The sequence below is a fragment of the Flavobacterium sp. FG139 genome, from assembly GCF_057809695.1.
Genome location: NZ_JBMDKL010000009.1, coordinates 113,521 through 133,652 on the forward strand (window position 1 = coordinate 113,521; position 20,132 = coordinate 133,652).

A 20,132-nucleotide genomic window follows, 5' to 3' on the forward strand; every position below is an offset into this window, starting at 1 on the left:
TCTTTGCATCCTTGCGGTTAAATTGTCTTAAAAAACTCCAACAACACCTTCATCAATTGCTTTTTGTTTTCAAGATGACTCATGTGTCCGTCAGGGAATGACGTAAGTTTTACCTTGGTGCCTTCAATTTGTTCGAGGTTGTCTTCATAAATTAAAACGCCGTCTTTTTTACCTAAAATTAGTTGAATCGGATAGGGTGCAAAGTGCAAAATCACTTCCCTATCGTTTCTAATTTTCATACCTTCTAAAGCAGCAACGACACCTTGTAACGGTGTTTTTAGGGCTTCTAATTTTACGAGTTCTATTTGTTCCGCTAAGCGTTCGCGGTTGTCTTCACTGAATAAATTGGCAATACTCATGCGCACAAACGCCGAATAATTTTGCTTTACAGCTACTATGGCACGATCGCGATTGAGTTTGCGCTCGTCACTGTCGGCACGAGAAGTAGAGTTCAGCAACACCAAACCCTTCATATTGTCTGGATACAATTCGGCGAAAGCCAACGCCACATAGCCACCCATCGAATGCCCAACCAAAATGGCTTTTCTAATTTTCAATTCATGCAACACCTGATACACCATATCAGCTTGGTCTTCCATCGAATGCACATAGCCCAAACACTCGGTTTGCCCATGACCCAATAAATCGATGGTAATTACGCGATACTTCTTTGAAAACTCAGGCACAAAGGCCTCCCACATCAATTGGTTTTCTAAAAAGCCATGCAAGAGCACTACAGCCGTCCCTTTGCCTTGCTCGCTGTAGGATATTTTGGTGTTTTTGAAGATGGTGGTTTTCATGGTTGCAAAAATAGATTTAAACCACGAATTCACGAATTATTTTTTTCACAATCTTCTTTGTAATGCTATTATAAACAGCAAACGCTAATACAATAAATTATAATAATTTTTAAAATTTCTCATATTGTTGTTCAAAAAACAAATTACTTTTGCGAAGTCTATTGTCAAGTATCAATTTTCTATTCTCTTAAATTATGTTTACCCTCCAACAAATCCACGACGCCCATTCCAAAGTAAAAAGCGGTGCCGATTTCCCACAATACATGCAAGATATTATGGCGCTTGGTGTTGCATCTTTTGAAACTTTTGTATTTGATAATCACACCAATTATTTCGGGAAAGGCAATTTTAAAATTTCCTCTGAAGGTTTTTCTGAAACGTTAGTGATTGCAAACGAAAGTAACATCGAGCAATTCAAATCTGATTTAAAGATTCACCAACAAGGCAAAACCGATTACATGACTTTCCTTAACGACTGTGCCAAATCAGGTGTAGAAAAATGGATTGTGGTAATGGATACAATGACTTGCAGTTATTACGACAAAGCTGGAAATGAAATGGTTGTTGAAACGATACCTTCTGTATAATTTTCAGGAACACAGATTCTAGAAATTTTAAAAATTATTATAATTTCTTGAATCTGTGTTTTAATAAAAAAAACGGCTCACTTTCGTAAACCGTCTTTTCTCTTTCTTCTTGTATCTTTTTTCTAAACTAAGAATTCATAATCGATTCAATTTCCTCCACTTCAATCGGAATATTGCGCATCAAGTTGAACGCTTCTCCCTTTTCTTGAATCACCATATCATCTTCAATACGAATTCCGAAACCTTCTGCCGGAATGTAAATTCCAGGTTCAACGGTAAATACCATATTGGCTTGCATTGGTTCGTGTAGCAATCCGTAATCGTGCGTGTCCAATCCCATGTGGTGCGACGTGCCGTGCATAAAATATTTTTTGTAGGCTGGCCAATCCGGATTCTCGTTTTGAACATCGGCTTTATCAATCAATCCCAAACCTAAAAGTTCGGATGTCATGATTTTACCCACTTCTACATGGTATTGTTTCCACAACGTTCCTGGAACCAACATTTTGGTCGCTTCATTTTTCACACGCAACACCGCATTGTAGACTTCTTTTTGTCTATCCGAAAAACGTCCCGAAACCGGAACCATTCGAGTCATATCACTAGAATAATTGGCATATTCGGCACCTACATCCAATAACACTAAATCACCGGCTTTACATTGTTGGTTGTTTTCGATATAATGCAACACATTCGCATTATTTCCTGAGGCAATAATAGGTGTATAAGCAAAACCTTTAGAACGATTTCTCAGAAATTCGTGCGCAAATTCGGCTTCAATTTCATATTCCATCACATTTGGTTTCACAAAATTCAAGATTCTGCGGTAGCCTTTTTCTGTAATATTACACGCTTCTTGAATCAAATCCAATTCTTCACTTTCTTTTACCGAACGCAAACGCTGCAATATTGGATTCGATTTTTCGACTTTATGAGCAGGATAGTTTTCTTTCCACCATTTTACAAAACGCGCTTCACGAGTTTCGGTTTCAATCACCGCACGATAATGCTCGTTAGTGTTGATGTAAATCGTATCGGCGTAGGTCATCACTTCTTTCAACGTTTTATGAAAATCTTGCAACCAAATCACGGTTTTAATTCCAGCAACTTCAAACGCTCTTTCTTTAGTCAATTTTTCACCTTCCCAAATGGCAATGTGCTCGTTGGTTTCTTTTAAGAATAAAATCTCCTTTAAGTTGTCATAAGGCGCATCAGGAAAAAGCAACAAAATGCTTTCTTCTTGATCAACGCCCGATAAATAAAAAATATCACGGTGTTGTGCAAAAGGCAAAGTAGAATCGGCAGAAACTGGGTAAATATCATTCGAATTAAAAACGGCAACACTGTTTGGTTTCATTTGTGCCGTGAATTTGGCTCTGTTTTTAATAAACAAATCACGGTCTATTTGATGGTATTTCATAGGTAAGTTTTTATTGTTTTTTAATGGTCATATGCAATCGCCTGATGGCTCATGTCATTTTAGATTGTTAGATTTTTGGATTGTTAGATAATTCGATAATTTTAATATCCAAAATTACGCAAACTATCTTTTTAATGTGTAGCCAAATGGCGTTATTTTATGTTAGCCACGAATTTCACGAATTGTCACGAATTCTTAAACTGGTAATGGTGCACGAATTTTTAATTTGTGCAATTTTTAATAATCATAATTCGTGTTAATTTGTGAAATTCGTGGCTAAATACTTTTACGAATACGGCTCATGTGTCGCGATGAAATTCCAAGGAAAGATGATAAATAATGCAACGGAACTTCTTGTAGTAATTTAGGTTCGGTAGCCAACAGTTTTTTGTAGCGTTCTTCTGGGGTAAGCGTTAATAAATCAATGCGGTAATCGTCTATCAAGCAAATTTGTTTTTCGATGACATTGTAATAAAATTGACGAAAGGCTTTGTTGTTTTCAATTAAATCTTGGAAGGTTTTTAAATCTACAATCCATAACCTACAATCCGCAATGGCTTTGATGCTTTTTCGGGATGGTTTACCAAATAAAAAACTGTTTAAGGAAGAAGTAACCGAGTTTCGCAATGCTAAATACGTCGTTTTTTCTTCGCCCAAAACTTCTATCGAATGTTGTAAAATGCCGCTTTCTACAAAACAAAAATGAGTGCAAACTTCTCCTTCTTTTGCAAAATAATCGTTTTTCTTCAGATGTGAAACTTGGAATTTTTCTCTTGCTTTTAGGATCAATTCAGCCGTTGATTTCTCATTCATATCAATAAATTGACACAAATAATCAAGAAAAGTATCGTTAGTTTTTGAAATCGACATTTGAATAAAGTTTCAACAAAAATATCCAAATAGTTTTCAACTGCCATTAAATTCTATATTTTTATGAAAAATTTGAATCATGAAAAAATATTTTTTAATCTGTTTGCTTCTATCATCTATTGTTTTTCAAGCTCAAGACAAAAAAGCCTACCAATTGTTTGATAAAAACGGAAAGAAAGTTACCTATAAAAAACTGTTGAAATCGGCCGAAACTACCCAAGTGGTATTATTTGGTGAGTTTCACAACAACGCCATTTCGCATTGGTTGGAATTGGAATTGACTAAAGATATAGCTGCAGACATGCCTATTGTACAAGGTGCCGAAATGCTCGAAGCTGACAATCAAAAGCAATTGAATCAATATTTGAACGGAGAAATCGACCAAAAAAAGTTAGACTCTACGGCACGATTATGGAAAAACTATCCAACCGATTACAAACCATTAGTCGATTTTGCCAAAGAAAATAAAACACCTTTTGTGGCCACTAATATTCCTCGACGCTATGCCGCTATGGTTTCTAAAAAAGGTTTTGAAGCTTTGCAAACCTTAACCGAAGAAGAAAAATCGTGGATAGCACCACAACCCATTCCGTATGATGCTAATCTTCCGGGTTATGTCGCCATGATGAAAATGATGGGCGATCACACCAGTCCGAATATGCCCAAAGCACAAGCGAGTAAAGATGCTACGATGGCGTATTTTATCAATGCCAATTTAAAAGAAGGCAGCGTTTTTATTCATTACAACGGCAGTTACCATTCTGATAATTTTGAAGGTATCAGTTGGTATTTAAAAACTTACAATACTTCCGTCAAAATCGTTACCATTGCCACTGTTGAGCAAAAAGATTTAACAAAATTAGAGTCAGAAAATTACAATAAAGCCGACTATATTCTCGTTATAGATGAAGATGTAACAAAAACCTATTAATTTCGTCTTAATTTTTAGAAGCGAATCGGTAGTGCCTTTTTGTAATCCCTATTCCTGCTGTTCATTGCAATCTCTTCGAGGATTTCCATTACCATCAGGGCTAAAACCAAAACCATAGTATGAAAAAACTACTTTTAATAGTTACCATAGTAATCTCAAGTATAGTTTTGTTTTCTTGCGAAGATCAAGACGACAATGCCAAAGAACCGATGCTTATCATTCGATTTAAGTTTGATCCCAATCAAATTCGCCTGAATAATTTAGGACAACCTTCTGCTGTTCCTGCTGGTCATGCAGGACAATCACCAATTTTTAATACCATTTCTTCGCATTATGTAGAATTGGCGCCCGATGCCAACACACAATTAGGTGCTGGAACTGTTTTATACCACGCACCCGAAACTACATTAGGAGGTGCCAATGCCATCGATTTTAGTCAGGCCAAAATTGTTGCCGAAGGCGAAGCTTTTTTAGAAATCCCACTAAAATCAGTTACTATAGGCAACTATGAATGGATGCGTGTTTCGTTATCGTATCAAAACTATCAAATTTCTATACGCAATTCTGGACAAGATTACATGGGAACATTGGCCAGTTTTGTAGGGTTTAATTCGTATATCAGTTCGTTTTCAATCGGAAATGCGTTCTTTCAAGTAGACGGAAATAAACCACAAGGATATTGGGCATTTGCCTTAAACGATTTGCCTTACTCATCCTCTGGTCAGGCACCTGCTGGCGCTACAACGGTTCCCAATCCCATTGCCGCAACATCGCCAATTCCGGCAGGTTCTTGTGTGGTTACCGGAAAATTTGCTACACCATTAACCATTTCTGGGCTAGAAAAAAATAATGTTGAAGTTACGCTATCGTTGTCTACCAATAAAAGTTTTGAATGGATTGACTTAAATAATGACGGAAAATACGACCCGGCATCGGGAGAAACTGTAGTCGATATGGGACTTCGTGGCTTAATTCCGAGCTACACAAAATAGTTTTGTTTAACAAAACACCTTGTTTTTACTTCTTTAACACCTTGAAAATCAACAAGTGTTAAACTCACTTTAAATTGATTATAAATTACGCCGAAAAGGTTGTAGTTAATATCAAATAGCTGTATTTTTGTTTGATTTTTTAAAATAAATTATACAATCTTATGGCAAAATCTGCACTTTTAAAGTCATCTATCGCAAAGAAATATTGGATGGCTCTTACGGGTTTATTTTTATGCTTGTTTTTGGCAGGGCATTTGGCTGGAAATCTTCAATTGATTTTTAGCGACGCAACACACTTCAATCAGTATGCGTTATTCATGACTACCAATCCGGCAGTAAAAATTCTTTCTTATTTAACGTACATTTCAATTTTATTCCATGCTATTGATGGGTTTATGTTAACCTATCAAAACGTGAAAGCACGACCAGTAGGTTATGCAAAGAGCAATCCTGGGGCAAACAGTTCATTTTCATCAAGAAATATGGCGGTGTTGGGAACTATTATTTTAGTGTTCATTATCACGCACATGGTGAACTTTTGGGCAGTAATGCATTTTGATAAAAAAATGCCATTGGTGACTAAAGAAGTTAATGCAATGGGAACTAAACAATACCAAGCTGTGGGTTCTAAAGATTCTCCATATCCAATGTTTAATGTGGATGCTCAAGGTAGAATTTCAGATGAAATCCTTGCCAACATCAAACAGCAAAGTAATGGTCAGTATGATTTAGTTGTGGAAGATGTTACTACTGTGGTTCAAAAAGCGACTCACGAAGTAATCTTCATCGGTCAAAAAGATTTGTATAAAATCACAGTAGATTTCTTTAAAGATCCAAAAATGGGATTGATTGCAACCATTCTTTATGTTTTGGCAATGTTTACACTTTCATTCCACTTATTACACGGTTTCAGTAGTGCTTTTCAATCACTTGGAATTAACAATAAGTTTACTCCAACTATCAAGAAATTCGGAATCGGCTTTGCAGTATTAGTACCGCTTTTATTTGCAATCATTCCAGTTTACATTCACTTTTTCTTAAAATAATCAACATCAGATATACATTATGAAGTTAGATTCAAAAATACCAGAAGGACACATTTCTCAGAAATGGACCGATTATAAAGATCATTTAAAATTAGTGGCTCCCAATAACCGACCAAAAATTGATATTATTGTGGTAGGAACTGGATTGGCTGGAGCTTCTGCTGCGGCTTCTCTTGGGGAAATGGGCTACAACGTAAAAGCATTTTGTTTTCAAGATTCACCGCGTCGTGCGCACTCTATTGCGGCACAAGGAGGAATCAATGCGGCTAAAAATTATCAAAATGATGGTGATAGTACCTTCAGATTGTTTTATGACACGATCAAAGGTGGTGATTATCGAGCACGTGAAGCCAACGTTCACCGTTTAGCTGAAGTTTCTGGAAATATTATTGACCAATGTGTGGCTCAAGGTGTGCCTTTTGCCCGTGATTATGGTGGATTGTTAGATAACCGTTCGTTTGGTGGTACACAAGTACAACGTACGTTTTATGCGGCTGGTCAAACCGGACAACAATTGTTGCTAGGAGCATACTCGGCTTTATCAAGACAAATCGGATTGGGACGTGTTCAAATGTTTAACCGTCACGAAATGCTAGACTTGGTAAAAGTGGATGGAAAGGCACGTGGAATAATAGCACGTAATTTAGTTACTGGTGAATTAGAAAGACATTCGGCTCATGCCGTTGTAATCGCATCTGGAGGTTACGGAAATGTATATTTCCTTTCAACTAATGCTATGGGAAGCAACGTAACTGCAGGTTGGAAAGTTCACAAACAAGGAGCGTTATTTGCAAATCCATGTTTTGTACAAATTCACCCAACATGTATTCCGGTTCACGGAACTAACCAAGCTAAATTGACATTGATGTCGGAATCATTACGTAATTCAGGACGTATTTGGGTTCCAAAGAAAAAAGAAGATGCAGAAGCAATTCGTGCTGGTAAATTAAAACCAACACAATTAGCAGAAGAAGATAGAGATTATTATTTAGAAAGAAAATATCCAGCTTTTGGTAATTTAGTACCTCGTGATGTGGCATCAAGAGCGGCAAAAGAAGTATGTGATGAAGGACGTGGAATTGAAGCTAATGATACTAATGAAGGTGTTTACTTAGATTTCTCTACCGAAATTCAAAACAAAGGAAAACAAACTGCTTTTGCTCAAGGGAATCATCATCCAACTCCAGAAGAGATAACGGCATTAGGAAAACAATGGTTGGAAGAAAAATACGGTAACTTGTTTACAATGTACCAAAAAATTACCGATGAAAATCCGTATGAAACTCCAATGAAAATATATCCAGCGGTGCACTACACTATGGGTGGCGTTTGGGTAGATTATAATTTACAATCTACTATTCCGGGTTGTTTCGTAGCAGGAGAAGCCAATTTTTCTGATCACGGAGCCAATAGATTAGGAGCTTCTGCTTTAATGCAAGGCTTAGCCGATGGCTATTTTGTATTGCCATACACGGTTTCAAACTATTTGGCTGACGAAATTAGAACGGGTAAAATATCTACAGAAAGTCAAGAATTTGCTGACGCAGAAAATAGAGTTAAAGATGCTATCGATAAATTCTTAAACAATAAAGGTTCTAAATCGGTAGATCACTTCCACAAACGCTTAGGTTTAATCATGTGGAATAAAGTGGGTATGGGTCGAAACGAAGCTGGTTTGAAAGAAGCGATTGCTGAAATTGCAGCTTTAAAAGAAGAGTTTTATAGAGATGTAAACGTTCCAGGAAGCGCAGACGAATTCAATCCACAATTGGAAAAAGCACTGCGTGTTGCCGATTTTATTGACTTAGGACAATTGATGGCAATGGATGCGTTACAACGAAAAGAATCTTGTGGTGGTCACTTCCGTGAAGAATACCAAGATTCTGAAGGTGAGACACTTCGTGATGACGAAAACTTCTCATTTGTTGGCGCTTGGGAATACAAAGGCGACGACATCAGTAAAGAAGAACTTCACAAAGAAGAATTGAAATACGAGTTTATCAAAATTGCAGCTAGAAATTATAAATAATAGATTATGTCTTCAGCAAAAAACATCAATATAACCCTTAAAATTTGGCGTCAGAAAAACTCCAAAGCCAAAGGGAATTTAGAGACTTACACCTTAAATGAAGTTTCTACAGCAAGTTCATTTTTGGAAATGTTAGATCAATTAAATGAACAATTAATAAACGATAAAATAGAGCCAATTGCATTTGACCACGATTGCCGTGAAGGAATTTGTGGAATGTGTTCATTGTATATCAACGGTCGTGCTCACGGACCAGATACTGGAATTACAACCTGTCAGTTGCACATGAGAATGTTCAAAGATGGTGATACTATTTATGTTGAACCATGGAGAAGTAGAGCCTTTCCAGTAATCAAAGATTTAGTGGTTGACCGAAGTGCATTTGATAGAATTCAACAAGCTGGTGGATTTGTATCTGTAAATACTTCGGGTAATACCATCGATGCCAATACTATTCCTATCCCTAAAGCGGATGCAGATAAAGCTTTTGAAGCTGCTGCTTGTATCGGTTGTGGAGCTTGTGTAGCAACTTGTAAAAATGGGTCTGCAATGTTATTTGTTGGCGCAAAAGTATCTCAATATGCTTTATTGCCACAAGGAAAAGTGGAAGCTACCAATCGTGTATTAAACATGGTGCGTCAAATGGATGAAGAAGGTTTCGGAAACTGTACCAATACAGGTGCTTGTGAGATTGAATGTCCAAAAGGTATTTCGTTAGAAAATATTGCTCGCATGAACAGAGAATATCTGAAAGCAAGTATTAAATAATTAGGATATGCTAAAAAAGGTTATTATTTCAGCAGTTGTGTTGACTACTTTGTTTTCTTGTAGTTCGGATACTTCTAGCACTGATAATACTGGCGGCGGCGGAACTGGTGGTGGCGACACTTCGGTTGCGATGACTACCCGAGTGGATGGCGTAATTTATGATACACCTCCACAAAATGGTGGTAACGCTGCAGATGTTTCTGGTGGCGAATATGGAAACAATTATTTTTTACTGAAAGGGTATAAAAATGTTGGTGCTGGAAAACAAGCCAAGATTGGAAATAAAATCTATGACATCAAAGTGGTTATTCCTAAAAATGACGTTTCTGTGGGAACTCATAGTTTTACGAATTCACTTGTAGCTGGTGGCTATTATGCCGATTTTGATATTTCAGGAACCTCACCAGCAGAAACTGTAAATACCATTAGTGGTTCTATAACCATTACAAGTTATACAGCTTCTACTAAATTAGTAAAAGGAAATTTCAATTTTACGACAAATAATGGGGTAAACTTAACCGCAACATCACACACTTTACTCGGTTCGTTTAGTTATGTTTTACAATAAATTAGAATAATAAAATTAAAGCAAACGCATTCATTAACTTGAATGCGTTTTTTTTATCTTTGATTTTACAAACAAACAACACTATGAAAAAACTCATCATATCATTTGGGCTTTTAATTTCAATAAGTTCTTTTGCTCAAAATTACCATCAGTATGTCAATCCAATGATAGGAACTGGCGGTCACGGACATACGTATCCTGGCGCAACCATGCCTTTTGGAATGGTCCAACTTTCACCCGATACGCGCATCGATGGTAGTTGGGATGGTTGTTCTGGATATCATTATGATGATGTTGTCATTTACGGATTTTCACATACCCATTTAAACGGAACAGGATGCACCGATTATGGCGATATCATGCTCATGCCAACCATGGGACAACCTTCTTTTAATTCCAAAGAATACGGTTCTAAGTTTTCACATGCTAATGAAAAAGCAACAGCAGGGTTTTATTCAGTAAAGCTTGATAAAAACAATATTGATGTTCGATTGACTTCATCAACGCGAGTAGGATTTCACCAATACACCTTCAACAATGCAGGACAAGCCAATATCATTCTCGATTTAAATCACCGTGACAAATTGTTGTATGGTGAAGTTAAAACCATCGACGCTAAAACCATCGAAATCCTTCGTAGAAGTGAAGCTTGGGCTAAAGATCAATATGTTTATGCTCGAATCGAATTCAGCGTTCCCATGACAATTAATAAAGCCGAAGCCAATCAGGAAAATAAAAACGGTTTGTATTCGGGTACGATTTTGAAATTGAGTTTTTCCAAACAAGTCAAAAAAGGCGAACAAATTTCCATAAAAGTGGCACTTTCTCCAACCGGTTATGATGGTGCTAAAATAAACAGTTCCGAAATTAAAGGCTGGGATTTTAATAAAGTGAAACAAGAAGCTGAACAAGCTTGGGACAAAGAGCTTTCTAAAATTGAGATTTCAGAAACCGATAAAGATAAATTGTCCATTTTTTACACGGCCTTATACCACACTATGGTGCAACCGAATATTGCCCAAGATATCGACGGCAAATACCGTGGTCGTGACAATAAAGTTCATAATGGCGAAGGTTTTGATTACTATTCAGTATTCTCACTTTGGGATACGTTTCGTGCGGCACATCCATTGTATACGTTAATCGAGAAGAAACGAACTGCAGATTTCATCAATACCTTCATCAAGCAATACGAACAAGGCGGTCGATTGCCGGTTTGGGAATTGGCTTCCAATGAAACCGATTGTATGATTGGGTATCATTCGGTTTCGGTTATGGCCGATGCGATGGCAAAAGGAATTACAGGTTTTGATTACAATAAAGCTTTTGAAGCTGCCAGACATTCAGCGATGTTGGATCATTTGGGTTTAGATGCCTATAAAAAACAAGGATTTATTTCGATGGACGACGAGCACGAAAGTGTTTCTAAAACGGTAGAATATGCTTACGACGATTGGTGTATCGCACAAATGGCGCAAATTTTAAATAAGAAAGAAGATTACGATTATTTCATGAAACGTTCTCAAAGTTGGAAGAATGTTTTCGATTGGAATGTTGGTTTTATGCGACCAAAGAAAAATGGCGGCTGGGAAAAACCATTCGATCCAAAAGAAATCAATAATAATTTTACCGAAGGAAACTCTTGGCAATATTCGTTTTTTGTGCCGCAAGATATTGCCGGAATGATTGAAGCCTACGGTGGTAAAGAAAAATTTGAAGCCAAACTCGACGAAATGTTCAACAGCGAAAGTAAAACTACTGGAAGAGAACAAGCCGATGTTACCGGATTGATTGGGCAATACGCACACGGAAACGAACCCAGTCATCACATGGCGTATTTGTACAATTTTATTGGAAAACCAGAAAAATCGGCTGAAAAAGTAAATTTTATTCTAAATAATTTTTACAAAAATGCACCAGACGGTTTAATAGGAAATGAAGACTGCGGACAAATGAGCGCTTGGTATGTCTTGAGTTCAATGGGAATTTATGCAGTGACACCTGGAACAGGCGAATGGACCACCATAAAACCTTATTTTAAAAAGATAAAAGTTACTTTAGAAAATAAAACTTCTCAAGAAATCACAACGAAAAATTATTCAAATCAGAAAGAGTATTTCGGATTTGATATTCCAGAAATAGCCGACAATGATGTGGTGTGTGATAACATTATTCCAGTTCCAGTGATTCAAGCCGAAAGTAAATCGTTTAAAAATGCAATGAAAATTGAAATTAAATCTAAAAATTCAAATGACATTATTCATTACAGTATAAGTGATAAGGACGATTATTTAGAAAAAAAATTACCTTCAACGGTCTATACAGAACCTCTTGAAATTCTAGAAACGTCAACAGTTACTGCCTATGTAAAGAATAACAATAAACAGAGTAGTACTGTTTCTGCCACCTATTTCAAAAAACCAAACAATTACACCATCAATATTAAATCGACTTACAATCAGCAATATCATGCAGGTGGTCCCGACGGTTTGCTCGACGGAATTCTAGGAACGGAAAATTGGCGCAAAGGCGATTGGCAAGGTTATCAAAGTCAAGATTTTGAAGCAACAATCGATTTGCAATCAGAGAAAATGGTTTCCGATTTTAATGCCCGATTTTTACAAGATTCGCGTTCTTGGATTTTAATGCCAACCAAAGTAGAATATTACAGTTCGTTAGATAATGTCAATTTTACCTTGGTCAAAACCATTGAAAATACTGTAGATCCAAAAGTTGATGAAAACACCATCAAGAATTTCAGTTATAAAACGGATACGGCAATCAAAGCCAAATACATCAAAATTAAAGCCTATAACTTCGGCAAATTACCCGAATGGCATCAAGGCGCTGGTGGCGATGCGTTTATTTTTGTAGACGAAATAACCATTAAATAAGTCATGAAAATAGCTCTAATACAAACCGAATTATCTTGGGAAAATCCTACTGAAAATCGGCATTTACTTCAGGAAAAAATCAATACAATTGCCCTTGATGTCGATTTGATGGTGTTGCCCGAAATGTTTACGTCTGGGTTTACTATGAATCCTAAAAACGTTGCCGAAACCATGCAAGGGGAATCGGTTTTATGGCTTAAAGAAGTTGCTAAATTACGAAATTGTGCCGTAACTGGAAGTTTGATTATTGAAGAAAACGGTAATTATTACAACCGATTGGTGTTTGTGTTTCCTTCAGGTGCAATTCAAACATACGACAAGCGCCATCTGTTTACCTTGGCTGGAGAAGAAAAAGTCTATACTTCTGGAAAAGAAAAGCTAATTGTAAACTATAAAGGATTCAAAATTTGTCCGCTGATTTGTTACGATTTGCGTTTTCCAGTTTTCGCCAGAAATGTAGAAAATTATGACGTGCTAATTTATGTTGCTAATTGGCCAAAACCACGTGTAAATGCTTGGGATATTTTGTTAAAAGCACGAGCGGTAGAAAACATGAGTTATGTAATTGGCGTCAATCGAGTGGGATTAGATGCTAATAATCACGACTATGTTGGGCATTCGCAAGCAGTCGATTTTCTAGGAAATTACATGCAAGAACCACAAGAAAACGAAGGTGTTTTTATCGTAGAATTAGATAAAAAGTCTTTGGATGAAACGAGAACTAAATTGGCTTTTTTAAACGATAAAGATACTTTTACGTTACATTAATTAGTATTTTTTAAATCAAATACTTGTTCCCAATCCCAATTGGCTCGTATGTCGATTTCTTTGGGAAAATACATTACTTCTTCGCTTTGACGTTGTTCAAGAAAACTTCCGGGCGTCCATGACTTGTTTTTGTCATCATCATAAATGACACGTAACGTAAATTTGTTTGGTTCTAACAAGTCAAAGGTTATGATGTTGCTTTTTTCAGAATATTCACTGGCCAAAACATCGCCTTTACTGTTGGTGAGTTCAACGATAACAGGATAACGTTTTACATTTTCCAAAACCACTTTCAAATTACCGTAATCAGAAACGTTATTGGTAGAAAAATTATAAATTAACGTATCGTTGGTTTTTTCATTGTAATCGATTAACGCACCTGGAAAAATTTTTAAGCTGTAGCGGTCTAAGGGTTCTTTTTTGAAATTGAATTTCAATTTTTGATTGAACGTATCGTACTCGGTAGTGAACTTAACATCTGCCGAATCTTTATTAACCAATTTCATTTTAGTTTCATCCCATTTGGTCAATGGAACTGTCGAGTTTACAGTAAAAGTTTCTCTAAAATGCAAGGTAGATGTTATATCTGTAGACAATTTTAAGGAATCTTTTTTCTGATCTTTCACTTTCAATGAAAAGGTTTTTTTGAATTTATCCTTAGCTACATCAATACTTAATGAATCGCCTTTAACTCCGTTGAACCAAACTTGTAACGAATCTTTTTTTGGAAGTTGACTGATGATAAAAGGCAATTCTTCTCCTTTTCGTTTGATGTTTATTTTAACATCTTTAGGATTTCCTTCGTAACCCATAGTAAATCTACTTGCCGATGCTTGGGCTACATTCAAAGCTTTAAAAGGCGTTACTTCTTTAAACAATTCCAATTCGTATAAGGTGTCATTCGGGATGGAAACGAAATCTTTTTGAAAACCAATTTTGTCCGTTTTGGGATCAAATTTATTATTCGAATTGACATCTTTAATGGCTATTAGTCGGTATTTTCCTTGTTTCAAATTTTCTAAAGCCGCTAATTTCAAACTGTCTAACGTATTGGTAACATACCTCGGAACTTGTTTGTAAATTAACGAATCGTTGTATTTGTCGTTTACTTCATACAACATAATTGAAACGTAATTGTCTGTTTTTTTCTCTAAAGCATCTTTTATTTTAACACCCAATTTCAACGAATCGATGTGATTTCCGGTAGAAAAAACATATTTGAATTGCTGATACGGATTTCCTTCGTTATTGTCTTGGATGCTTTTTCCAAAATTAAAACTGTAAGTGGTGTTGGGTTGTAACGTATCTTTAATTCTAATGGTGATGTATTTACTAGCGGTGTACGGTAAAATTTCGGGTTGCAGTTTCATGGGTGGCGAAACAATTAACTGTTTGCTAATGTCTTTTAGTTTAACATATTCATCAAAGGTTATCTTGATTTCTTTTCCGTTAAAATTGGTAGCAAAGTTTTTAGGAAGACTGCTAATCATTTTGGGTGCAAGTGTGTCTTTTGCGCCACCAGTAATGGTGCCTCTTTTGGCACAACTACTAATTGCTAAAGCCAAAAAGAACAGTATATATTTAGAATAACTTTTTTGCATCAGTGTATATTTTCTCTAGGCAAAATAACAATTATATTTAGAGGAAACGAAATGTTTTTATGTATAATTAACTAAAAATCATTACTGCGTTATTGCCATGCAAACAATACTGACTTTTGCACCTGGAATTTTCAGTAATTCACGGCTGCAAGCTTCCAATGTTGATCCGGTTGTAATCACATCGTCAATCAGTAGGAAATGTTTGTAATGCTGACTTTCGTCAAAGGCAACCCCGAAAATACTTGCTACGACTTCACTTCTACCTAAAATAGTTTTTTTGGTTTGCGTTTTAGAATAGATTTGTCGAATTAAAATGTCAGGAGCGTAAGGAATATTCAGGGTTTTAGACAAAGCTTCGCCAAAAGTAGTTACTTGATTGTAACCTCGTTCTTTAAGTTTTTTGTGATGCAACGGCACTGGAATGATGCAATCGATGGTTTTGATACTAGCAACCGATTTTAATTCTTCGGCATACCAACTGCCAATCATTTCTCCAATTTCTTGATGGCCTTTGTATTTTAGCTTGTGAATTAATTCTTGAACAATGCCTTTTTTGTGAAAATAAAATAATGCTGCCGCAAATTCGACTGGTATTCGACCATAAAACTTAACAAAAGCTTCGTTATTTGGAATTTTGTGGTGATGGGTAAGCGGAATTTCGTGTCGGCACACCGTGCAAATTACGATTTCATCCGAAAGTAAAAACGAGTTGCATCCACAGCAAGCTCTAGGGAAAAAGAGATTAATTAGGCTTGTAAACATAGGTGTTGGCTTTGAAAGGAATAAAATTAAAAAAATCTTTGATACAATTCAATATAAGTTGTCATTTTAGAGTCACTTTTTATATTTTTGCACCACTATGGCAAAACAAGACGATTTATTTAAAAATGTAGTTTCGCATGCAAAAGAGTACGGATTCATTTTTCCGTCAAGCGAAATATATGATGGTTTGAGTGCAGTATACGACTACGCTCAAAACGGTGTTGAATTAAAGAAAAACATTCGCGAATACTGGTGGAAAGCAATGGTGCAAATGCACGAAAACATTGTGGGATTAGACGCAGCTATTTTGATGCACCCTACTACTTGGAAGGCTTCTGGACACGTAGATGCTTTTAACGACCCGTTAATTGATAACAAAGATTCTAAAAAAAGATACAGAGCCGACGTTTTAATTGAGGATTATGCCGAAAAATTAAACCTGAAAGCCAAGAAAGAAATTGAAAAAGCGCGCGATCGTTTTGGCGATTCTTTTGATGAAGAACAATACAAAACCACCAATCCACGAGTGATGGAATATCTTGCCAAAGAGCGAGAAATTTTAGAGCGAATGGGTCGTTCGTTAGGAAATGGCGATTTGGAAGATGTTAAAGCGTTGATTGAAGAACTAGAAATTGCCGATCCAGAAACAGGTTCTAGAAATTGGACGGATGTGAAGCAGTTCAACTTGATGTTCGGGACTAAATTAGGAGCTTCTGCCGAAAATGCAATGGATTTATACTTGCGTCCGGAAACGGCACAAGGAATTTTTGTCAATTTTTTAAACGTTCAAAAAACCGGTAGAATGAAGATTCCATTCGGTATTGCTCAAACTGGAAAGGCCTTTAGAAATGAGATTGTAGCCAGACAGTTTATTTTCAGAATGCGTGAATTTGAACAAATGGAAATGCAGTTTTTTGTAAAACCAGGCGAAGAAATGAAATGGTATGAATACTGGAAAACCACGCGTTTGAACTGGCATTTATCGTTAGGTTTAGGAAAACAAAATTACCGTTTTCACGATCACGAAAAATTAGCGCATTATGCTAATGCAGCGGCAGATATCGAATTCAATTTCCCATTTGGATTTAAAGAATTGGAAGGAATTCACTCGAGAACCGACTTCGATTTGAAGGCACACGAACAGTTTTCGGGTAAAAAATTACAATTTTTTGATAACGAAACCAATTCGAGTTACGTACCTTATGTAGTAGAAACTTCGGTTGGTTTAGACAGAATGTTCTTAGCCGTTTTTGCAACTTCTCTACAAGAAGAAATCTTAGAAGATGGTTCCACCAGAACAGTTTTGCGTTTGCCATCGGTTTTAGCGCCAACAAAAGCGGCGGTTTTACCATTGGTTAAAAAAGACGGTTTACCAGAAGTGGCTCAAAGTATTATAGACGATTTGAAATGGGATTTCAATGTGGCCTACGATGAAAAAGACGCTGTTGGAAGACGTTACCGAAGACAAGATGCCTTGGGAACACCGTTTTGCATCACAGTCGATCATCAAACTTTAGAAGATCAAACAGTAACGATTCGACACCGAGATACGATGCAACAAGATCGTGTGAAGATTTCAGAATTGCGACATATCATTAACAATGAGGTTTCCATGAGAAACTGGTTGATGAAAACAGTATAAAAAATTAAGAGGTCCGAATTTCGGGCCTTTTTTTATGTTATTTCTTCTAAATGGATTGTTAATAACCGATACATTTTTTAAGTTAATTTAAACGAAATTAATGAGTCAATGGTTTTTAATGATATTTCTTACAAAAAATATATTTTACTTTCCTTTTTATAGTGTTTTAAATGATTCAAAATATTGAAATACAATTTATTACAAATTTTTTTGTTTGTATTTTGTTTTTAAGTTTGATGTTATAATCTGGATTTAATAAGTAAATAAAATCGGAATTTCTTCTACAAATAAGGTTGTTCATCGATGATTTTATCCGTTCAACTAAAAACTATCAATTGTTAAAAAAACCCAACTTGCCTTCTTACAGTATTTTACTAAATCATTTAATTTAGTGACGTTGTAAAAATGTGTGATTTTACAATGAAAAAAAACATTAGCCCCAAGCTATCTTATTATTTATCCGTGAGTTGTGTGAACTCATAAACTGATGCTTTACCCCAAAAAGTAAGGCAATTGAGAAATTTATCATTCGTAATTATAGACGATAATCATTCTAATGCAATGAAAACTAAAGCTGCGGCGGAACGTTTTCAGAACTTGCATTTTTTGGCTATGGCTCACAATTATGATGATGGTTTAGACGTAGTTTTAGAAGCTATACCAGATATTGTTTTCCTTGAAATTAATCCAGCCAATTCAGCGTCTAATCTTTCCTTAGAATTCATCAACGAATTGCACCGTTATTTAAAAGTAGTTCCGAAAGTAATTGTTACTACTGCTACAGAGGTATTGAGTTACAAGGCTTTTAAATATGGTGTTTACGACTATTTTATCAATCCGATTGATGTAAAAGAATTGCGTAAAACTTTATTTCGTTTGGATAAAGATTTAGAGCATAAAATTACAACTATTGCACCATTAGCTGAATTTCCGAAACCACTTCAAAATACCATTAATGTTTCTGATGCTACTGAAACCACTTCAGAAGTTGAAGTTATAGACGAAACGGAAGAATCTTCAGAAAAAAGCAAATCGGTTAAATTACTTCGTCCCGAAAATTCTCATGAAAAACCACTCATTATTTGTGTAAAATCGTATGGTGATTACCGATATATCGATGCTAAAGACATTGCTTACCTTCAAGCGGATAATAATTCTACCGATATTCATTTGAATGGTGGCGAAATGATCACGGCTTTCAAAACCCTAAAACATTTTGAAGGGGTCTTGAAATATCCGTTTGTTAGAATTCATAATAGTTATATCGTTAACATTGATTACATCTCTAGAATTCATACTGGAAACACGGTTTGTCATATCAAAAATTCTACTACTAAATTGCCATTTTCAAAATCGTACAAAGAAAATATTGATGCCATAATTGCTACAATAGCTTCTGGAAATTACATTGAGATTTAATTTTTTTTGATTTTTTTGAAAAAAAAGGTTAGTTTCACAAAAAGAAACGATGGAACTGAACCTCTTAATGATCGATGATCACGCCGCAATTATTGAAGGTTATAAAGCTATTTTATCCTTAAGTAAAAAGAAATATGATTTAAAAATCACCACAGCTTTCGATTGTGAATCGGCATATAAAGTGATTACAAAGCATCATGAAATTGCATTTGATGTTGTCTTTGTTGATATTACTATGCCACCTTATGCAGAAAAGAAATTGCATTCTGGAGTTGATCTCGTGGCGTTGATTAGAGCCTATATGCCACAGACTAAAATAATCGTTCTTACTTCACATACCGAGAAAATTGTCATTGATCAAATAATAGAGAAAGCTAATCCTGAAGGCATTATGTTAAAGAGTGATGTCAATTCCGAAGATTTTTTAAATGCTTTTGAATTAATTTTAAAAGGCGAAAAATATTATAGTGTAACCGTTTTAAAGTATTTAGAAAAGGCTCCTGCTGAAGTAAAAAAATTAGATAGTTACAACCAACAGATCATTATTTTACTTTCCAAAGGAGTAAAAACTAAAACCATCCAAGAACAACTTTGTCTGTCTAAAAGCGCCGTGGATAAGAGAAAAGTAGCTATTAAACATTTTTTTGGAATAGAAAAAGGGAACGACGAAGATATCCTTCGAGAAGCTCGAAAACAGGGTCTAATTTAGTAGGTAAAATTTTTCGAAAATGTACACTTTTTGCTTACCTGTTATGTTAAATTAACTGCTAACTTTACCATATCAAAAAATAACAAAATGGGCTAAATCATTTAAAGGCAGGTAAATGTGTGTGGGCTTACCACCCAATCGTGACAAGTTTCAAAAAATATTCTGGTTTTTTGAATCTTATAAAAAACAGAACCTTTTATTTATTTTAGAGGTTTGTTATTATGTAAAAGGTACGATAAACCAACCACAAAAAAAAGCAGCCCTGCCTTTATATGTTTTCGACGACACAAAGCAAGACTGCAATAATTTAAAATTATATGCAAATC

Annotated in this window: 17 protein-coding genes; 12 read left to right on the forward strand and 5 right to left on the reverse strand. The window is 35.7% G+C overall.

The window, feature by feature from the left end:
• Positions 1 to 17: 17 nt before the first annotated feature.
• A complete protein-coding gene (locus tag ACODSI_RS09455) occupies positions 18 to 800 on the reverse strand; it encodes an alpha/beta fold hydrolase (protein WP_488916600.1) in 783 nt (260 codons plus the stop codon).
• Positions 801 to 994: 194 nt separating this feature from the next.
• On the opposite strand from ACODSI_RS09455, the gene ACODSI_RS09460 reads away from it, so the two are divergent.
• Complete coding sequence (locus ACODSI_RS09460; protein WP_488916601.1) at positions 995 to 1,387, forward strand: DUF1398 domain-containing protein; 393 nt, start codon at positions 995 to 997, stop codon at positions 1,385 to 1,387.
• Between the two features lie 127 nt (positions 1,388 to 1,514).
• Here the strand turns inward: ACODSI_RS09460 and ACODSI_RS09465 are convergent, their stop codons facing one another.
• Both ACODSI_RS09465 and ACODSI_RS09470 read right to left on the reverse strand, forming a co-directional pair.
• Positions 1,515 to 2,807, reverse strand: a complete 1,293-nt coding sequence (locus ACODSI_RS09465) for an aminopeptidase P family protein (RefSeq protein ID WP_488916602.1) — start codon at positions 2,805 to 2,807, stop codon at positions 1,515 to 1,517.
• Positions 2,808 to 3,083: 276 nt separating this feature from the next.
• Positions 3,084 to 3,677, reverse strand: a complete 594-nt coding sequence (locus tag ACODSI_RS09470) for a Crp/Fnr family transcriptional regulator (RefSeq protein ID WP_488916603.1) — start codon at positions 3,675 to 3,677, stop codon at positions 3,084 to 3,086.
• A 79-nt stretch (positions 3,678 to 3,756) separates the two neighbouring features.
• Between ACODSI_RS09470 and ACODSI_RS09475 the strand changes: the two genes are divergently transcribed.
• The 8 genes from ACODSI_RS09475 (at position 3,757) to ACODSI_RS09510 (ending at position 13,673) form a co-directional block, all read left to right on the forward strand.
• Positions 3,757 to 4,608, forward strand: a complete 852-nt coding sequence (locus ACODSI_RS09475; RefSeq protein ID WP_488916604.1) for a ChaN family lipoprotein — start codon at positions 3,757 to 3,759, stop codon at positions 4,606 to 4,608.
• Positions 4,609 to 4,727: 119 nt separating this feature from the next.
• Positions 4,728 to 5,600: a hypothetical protein gene (locus tag ACODSI_RS09480; protein WP_488916605.1), complete on the forward strand. Its 873-nt coding sequence runs from the start codon at positions 4,728 to 4,730 to the stop codon at positions 5,598 to 5,600.
• A 161-nt stretch (positions 5,601 to 5,761) separates the two neighbouring features.
• Positions 5,762 to 6,646 (forward strand): succinate dehydrogenase cytochrome b subunit, encoded by an 885-nt coding sequence (locus ACODSI_RS09485; RefSeq protein ID WP_488916606.1) that lies wholly within the window; start codon positions 5,762 to 5,764, stop codon positions 6,644 to 6,646.
• Between the two features lie 19 nt (positions 6,647 to 6,665).
• Positions 6,666 to 8,675 (forward strand): fumarate reductase/succinate dehydrogenase flavoprotein subunit, encoded by a 2,010-nt coding sequence (locus ACODSI_RS09490; protein ID WP_488916607.1) that lies wholly within the window; start codon positions 6,666 to 6,668, stop codon positions 8,673 to 8,675.
• A gap of 6 nt (positions 8,676 to 8,681) precedes the next feature.
• Positions 8,682 to 9,443 carry a succinate dehydrogenase/fumarate reductase iron-sulfur subunit gene (locus ACODSI_RS09495; protein ID WP_488916608.1) on the forward strand — a complete coding sequence of 254 codons (762 nt, stop codon included), beginning with the start codon at positions 8,682 to 8,684 and terminating at the stop codon, positions 9,441 to 9,443.
• Between the two features lie 7 nt (positions 9,444 to 9,450).
• A complete protein-coding gene (locus tag ACODSI_RS09500) occupies positions 9,451 to 10,011 on the forward strand; it encodes a hypothetical protein (protein WP_488916609.1) in 561 nt (186 codons plus the stop codon).
• 83 nt (positions 10,012 to 10,094) lie between these two features.
• On the forward strand, positions 10,095 to 12,905 hold the full coding sequence (locus ACODSI_RS09505; RefSeq protein ID WP_488916610.1) for a GH92 family glycosyl hydrolase: 2,811 nt from the start codon (positions 10,095 to 10,097) through the stop codon (positions 12,903 to 12,905).
• Positions 12,906 to 12,908: 3 nt separating this feature from the next.
• Entirely contained in the window at positions 12,909 to 13,673 is a 765-nt protein-coding gene (locus ACODSI_RS09510; protein WP_488916611.1) for a nitrilase family protein, read from the forward strand.
• Here the strand turns inward: ACODSI_RS09510 and ACODSI_RS09515 are convergent.
• Together ACODSI_RS09515 and ACODSI_RS09520 are read right to left on the reverse strand one after the other, a co-directional pair.
• Positions 13,670 to 15,274: an Ig-like domain-containing domain gene (locus ACODSI_RS09515; protein ID WP_488916612.1), complete on the reverse strand. Its 1,605-nt coding sequence runs from the start codon at positions 15,272 to 15,274 to the stop codon at positions 13,670 to 13,672. The two genes, ACODSI_RS09510 and ACODSI_RS09515, sit on opposite strands and share 4 nt — an antisense overlap.
• 81 nt (positions 15,275 to 15,355) lie before the next feature.
• Positions 15,356 to 16,036 (reverse strand): ComF family protein, encoded by a 681-nt coding sequence (locus ACODSI_RS09520; protein WP_488916613.1) that lies wholly within the window; start codon positions 16,034 to 16,036, stop codon positions 15,356 to 15,358.
• A 97-nt stretch (positions 16,037 to 16,133) separates the two neighbouring features.
• Between ACODSI_RS09520 and ACODSI_RS09525 the strand changes: the two genes are divergently transcribed.
• The 3 genes from ACODSI_RS09525 (at position 16,134) to ACODSI_RS09535 (ending at position 19,806) form a co-directional block, all read left to right on the forward strand.
• Entirely contained in the window at positions 16,134 to 17,678 is a 1,545-nt protein-coding gene (locus ACODSI_RS09525; protein ID WP_488916614.1) for a glycine--tRNA ligase, read from the forward strand.
• Between the two features lie 513 nt (positions 17,679 to 18,191).
• Positions 18,192 to 19,097, forward strand: coding sequence for a LytR/AlgR family response regulator transcription factor (locus tag ACODSI_RS09530; RefSeq protein ID WP_488916615.1), 906 nt, complete (start codon positions 18,192 to 18,194; stop codon positions 19,095 to 19,097).
• Between the two features lie 49 nt (positions 19,098 to 19,146).
• On the forward strand, positions 19,147 to 19,806 hold the full coding sequence (locus tag ACODSI_RS09535; protein ID WP_488916616.1) for a response regulator: 660 nt from the start codon (positions 19,147 to 19,149) through the stop codon (positions 19,804 to 19,806).
• Positions 19,807 to 20,132 lie beyond the last annotated feature (326 nt).

Coding starts and splice junctions, on each gene's coding strand:
- ACODSI_RS09470 (WP_488916603.1), bottom strand. CDS start 3,677: ATGTCGATTTCAAAAACTAACGATACTTTTCTTGATTATTTGTGTCAA.
- ACODSI_RS09465 (WP_488916602.1), bottom strand. CDS start 2,807: ATGAAATACCATCAAATAGACCGTGATTTGTTTATTAAAAACAGAGCC.
- ACODSI_RS09510 (WP_488916611.1), top strand. CDS start 12,909: ATGAAAATAGCTCTAATACAAACCGAATTATCTTGGGAAAATCCTACT.
- ACODSI_RS09515 (WP_488916612.1), bottom strand. CDS start 15,274: ATGCAAAAAAGTTATTCTAAATATATACTGTTCTTTTTGGCTTTAGCA.
- ACODSI_RS09475 (WP_488916604.1), top strand. CDS start 3,757: ATGAAAAAATATTTTTTAATCTGTTTGCTTCTATCATCTATTGTTTTT.
- ACODSI_RS09480 (WP_488916605.1), top strand. CDS start 4,728: ATGAAAAAACTACTTTTAATAGTTACCATAGTAATCTCAAGTATAGTT.
- ACODSI_RS09495 (WP_488916608.1), top strand. CDS start 8,682: ATGTCTTCAGCAAAAAACATCAATATAACCCTTAAAATTTGGCGTCAG.
- ACODSI_RS09535 (WP_488916616.1), top strand. CDS start 19,147: ATGGAACTGAACCTCTTAATGATCGATGATCACGCCGCAATTATTGAA.
- ACODSI_RS09460 (WP_488916601.1), top strand. CDS start 995: ATGTTTACCCTCCAACAAATCCACGACGCCCATTCCAAAGTAAAAAGC.
- ACODSI_RS09525 (WP_488916614.1), top strand. CDS start 16,134: ATGGCAAAACAAGACGATTTATTTAAAAATGTAGTTTCGCATGCAAAA.
- ACODSI_RS09520 (WP_488916613.1), bottom strand. CDS start 16,036: ATGTTTACAAGCCTAATTAATCTCTTTTTCCCTAGAGCTTGCTGTGGA.
- ACODSI_RS09505 (WP_488916610.1), top strand. CDS start 10,095: ATGAAAAAACTCATCATATCATTTGGGCTTTTAATTTCAATAAGTTCT.
- ACODSI_RS09485 (WP_488916606.1), top strand. CDS start 5,762: ATGGCAAAATCTGCACTTTTAAAGTCATCTATCGCAAAGAAATATTGG.
- ACODSI_RS09490 (WP_488916607.1), top strand. CDS start 6,666: ATGAAGTTAGATTCAAAAATACCAGAAGGACACATTTCTCAGAAATGG.
- ACODSI_RS09455 (WP_488916600.1), bottom strand. CDS start 800: ATGAAAACCACCATCTTCAAAAACACCAAAATATCCTACAGCGAGCAA.
- ACODSI_RS09500 (WP_488916609.1), top strand. CDS start 9,451: ATGCTAAAAAAGGTTATTATTTCAGCAGTTGTGTTGACTACTTTGTTT.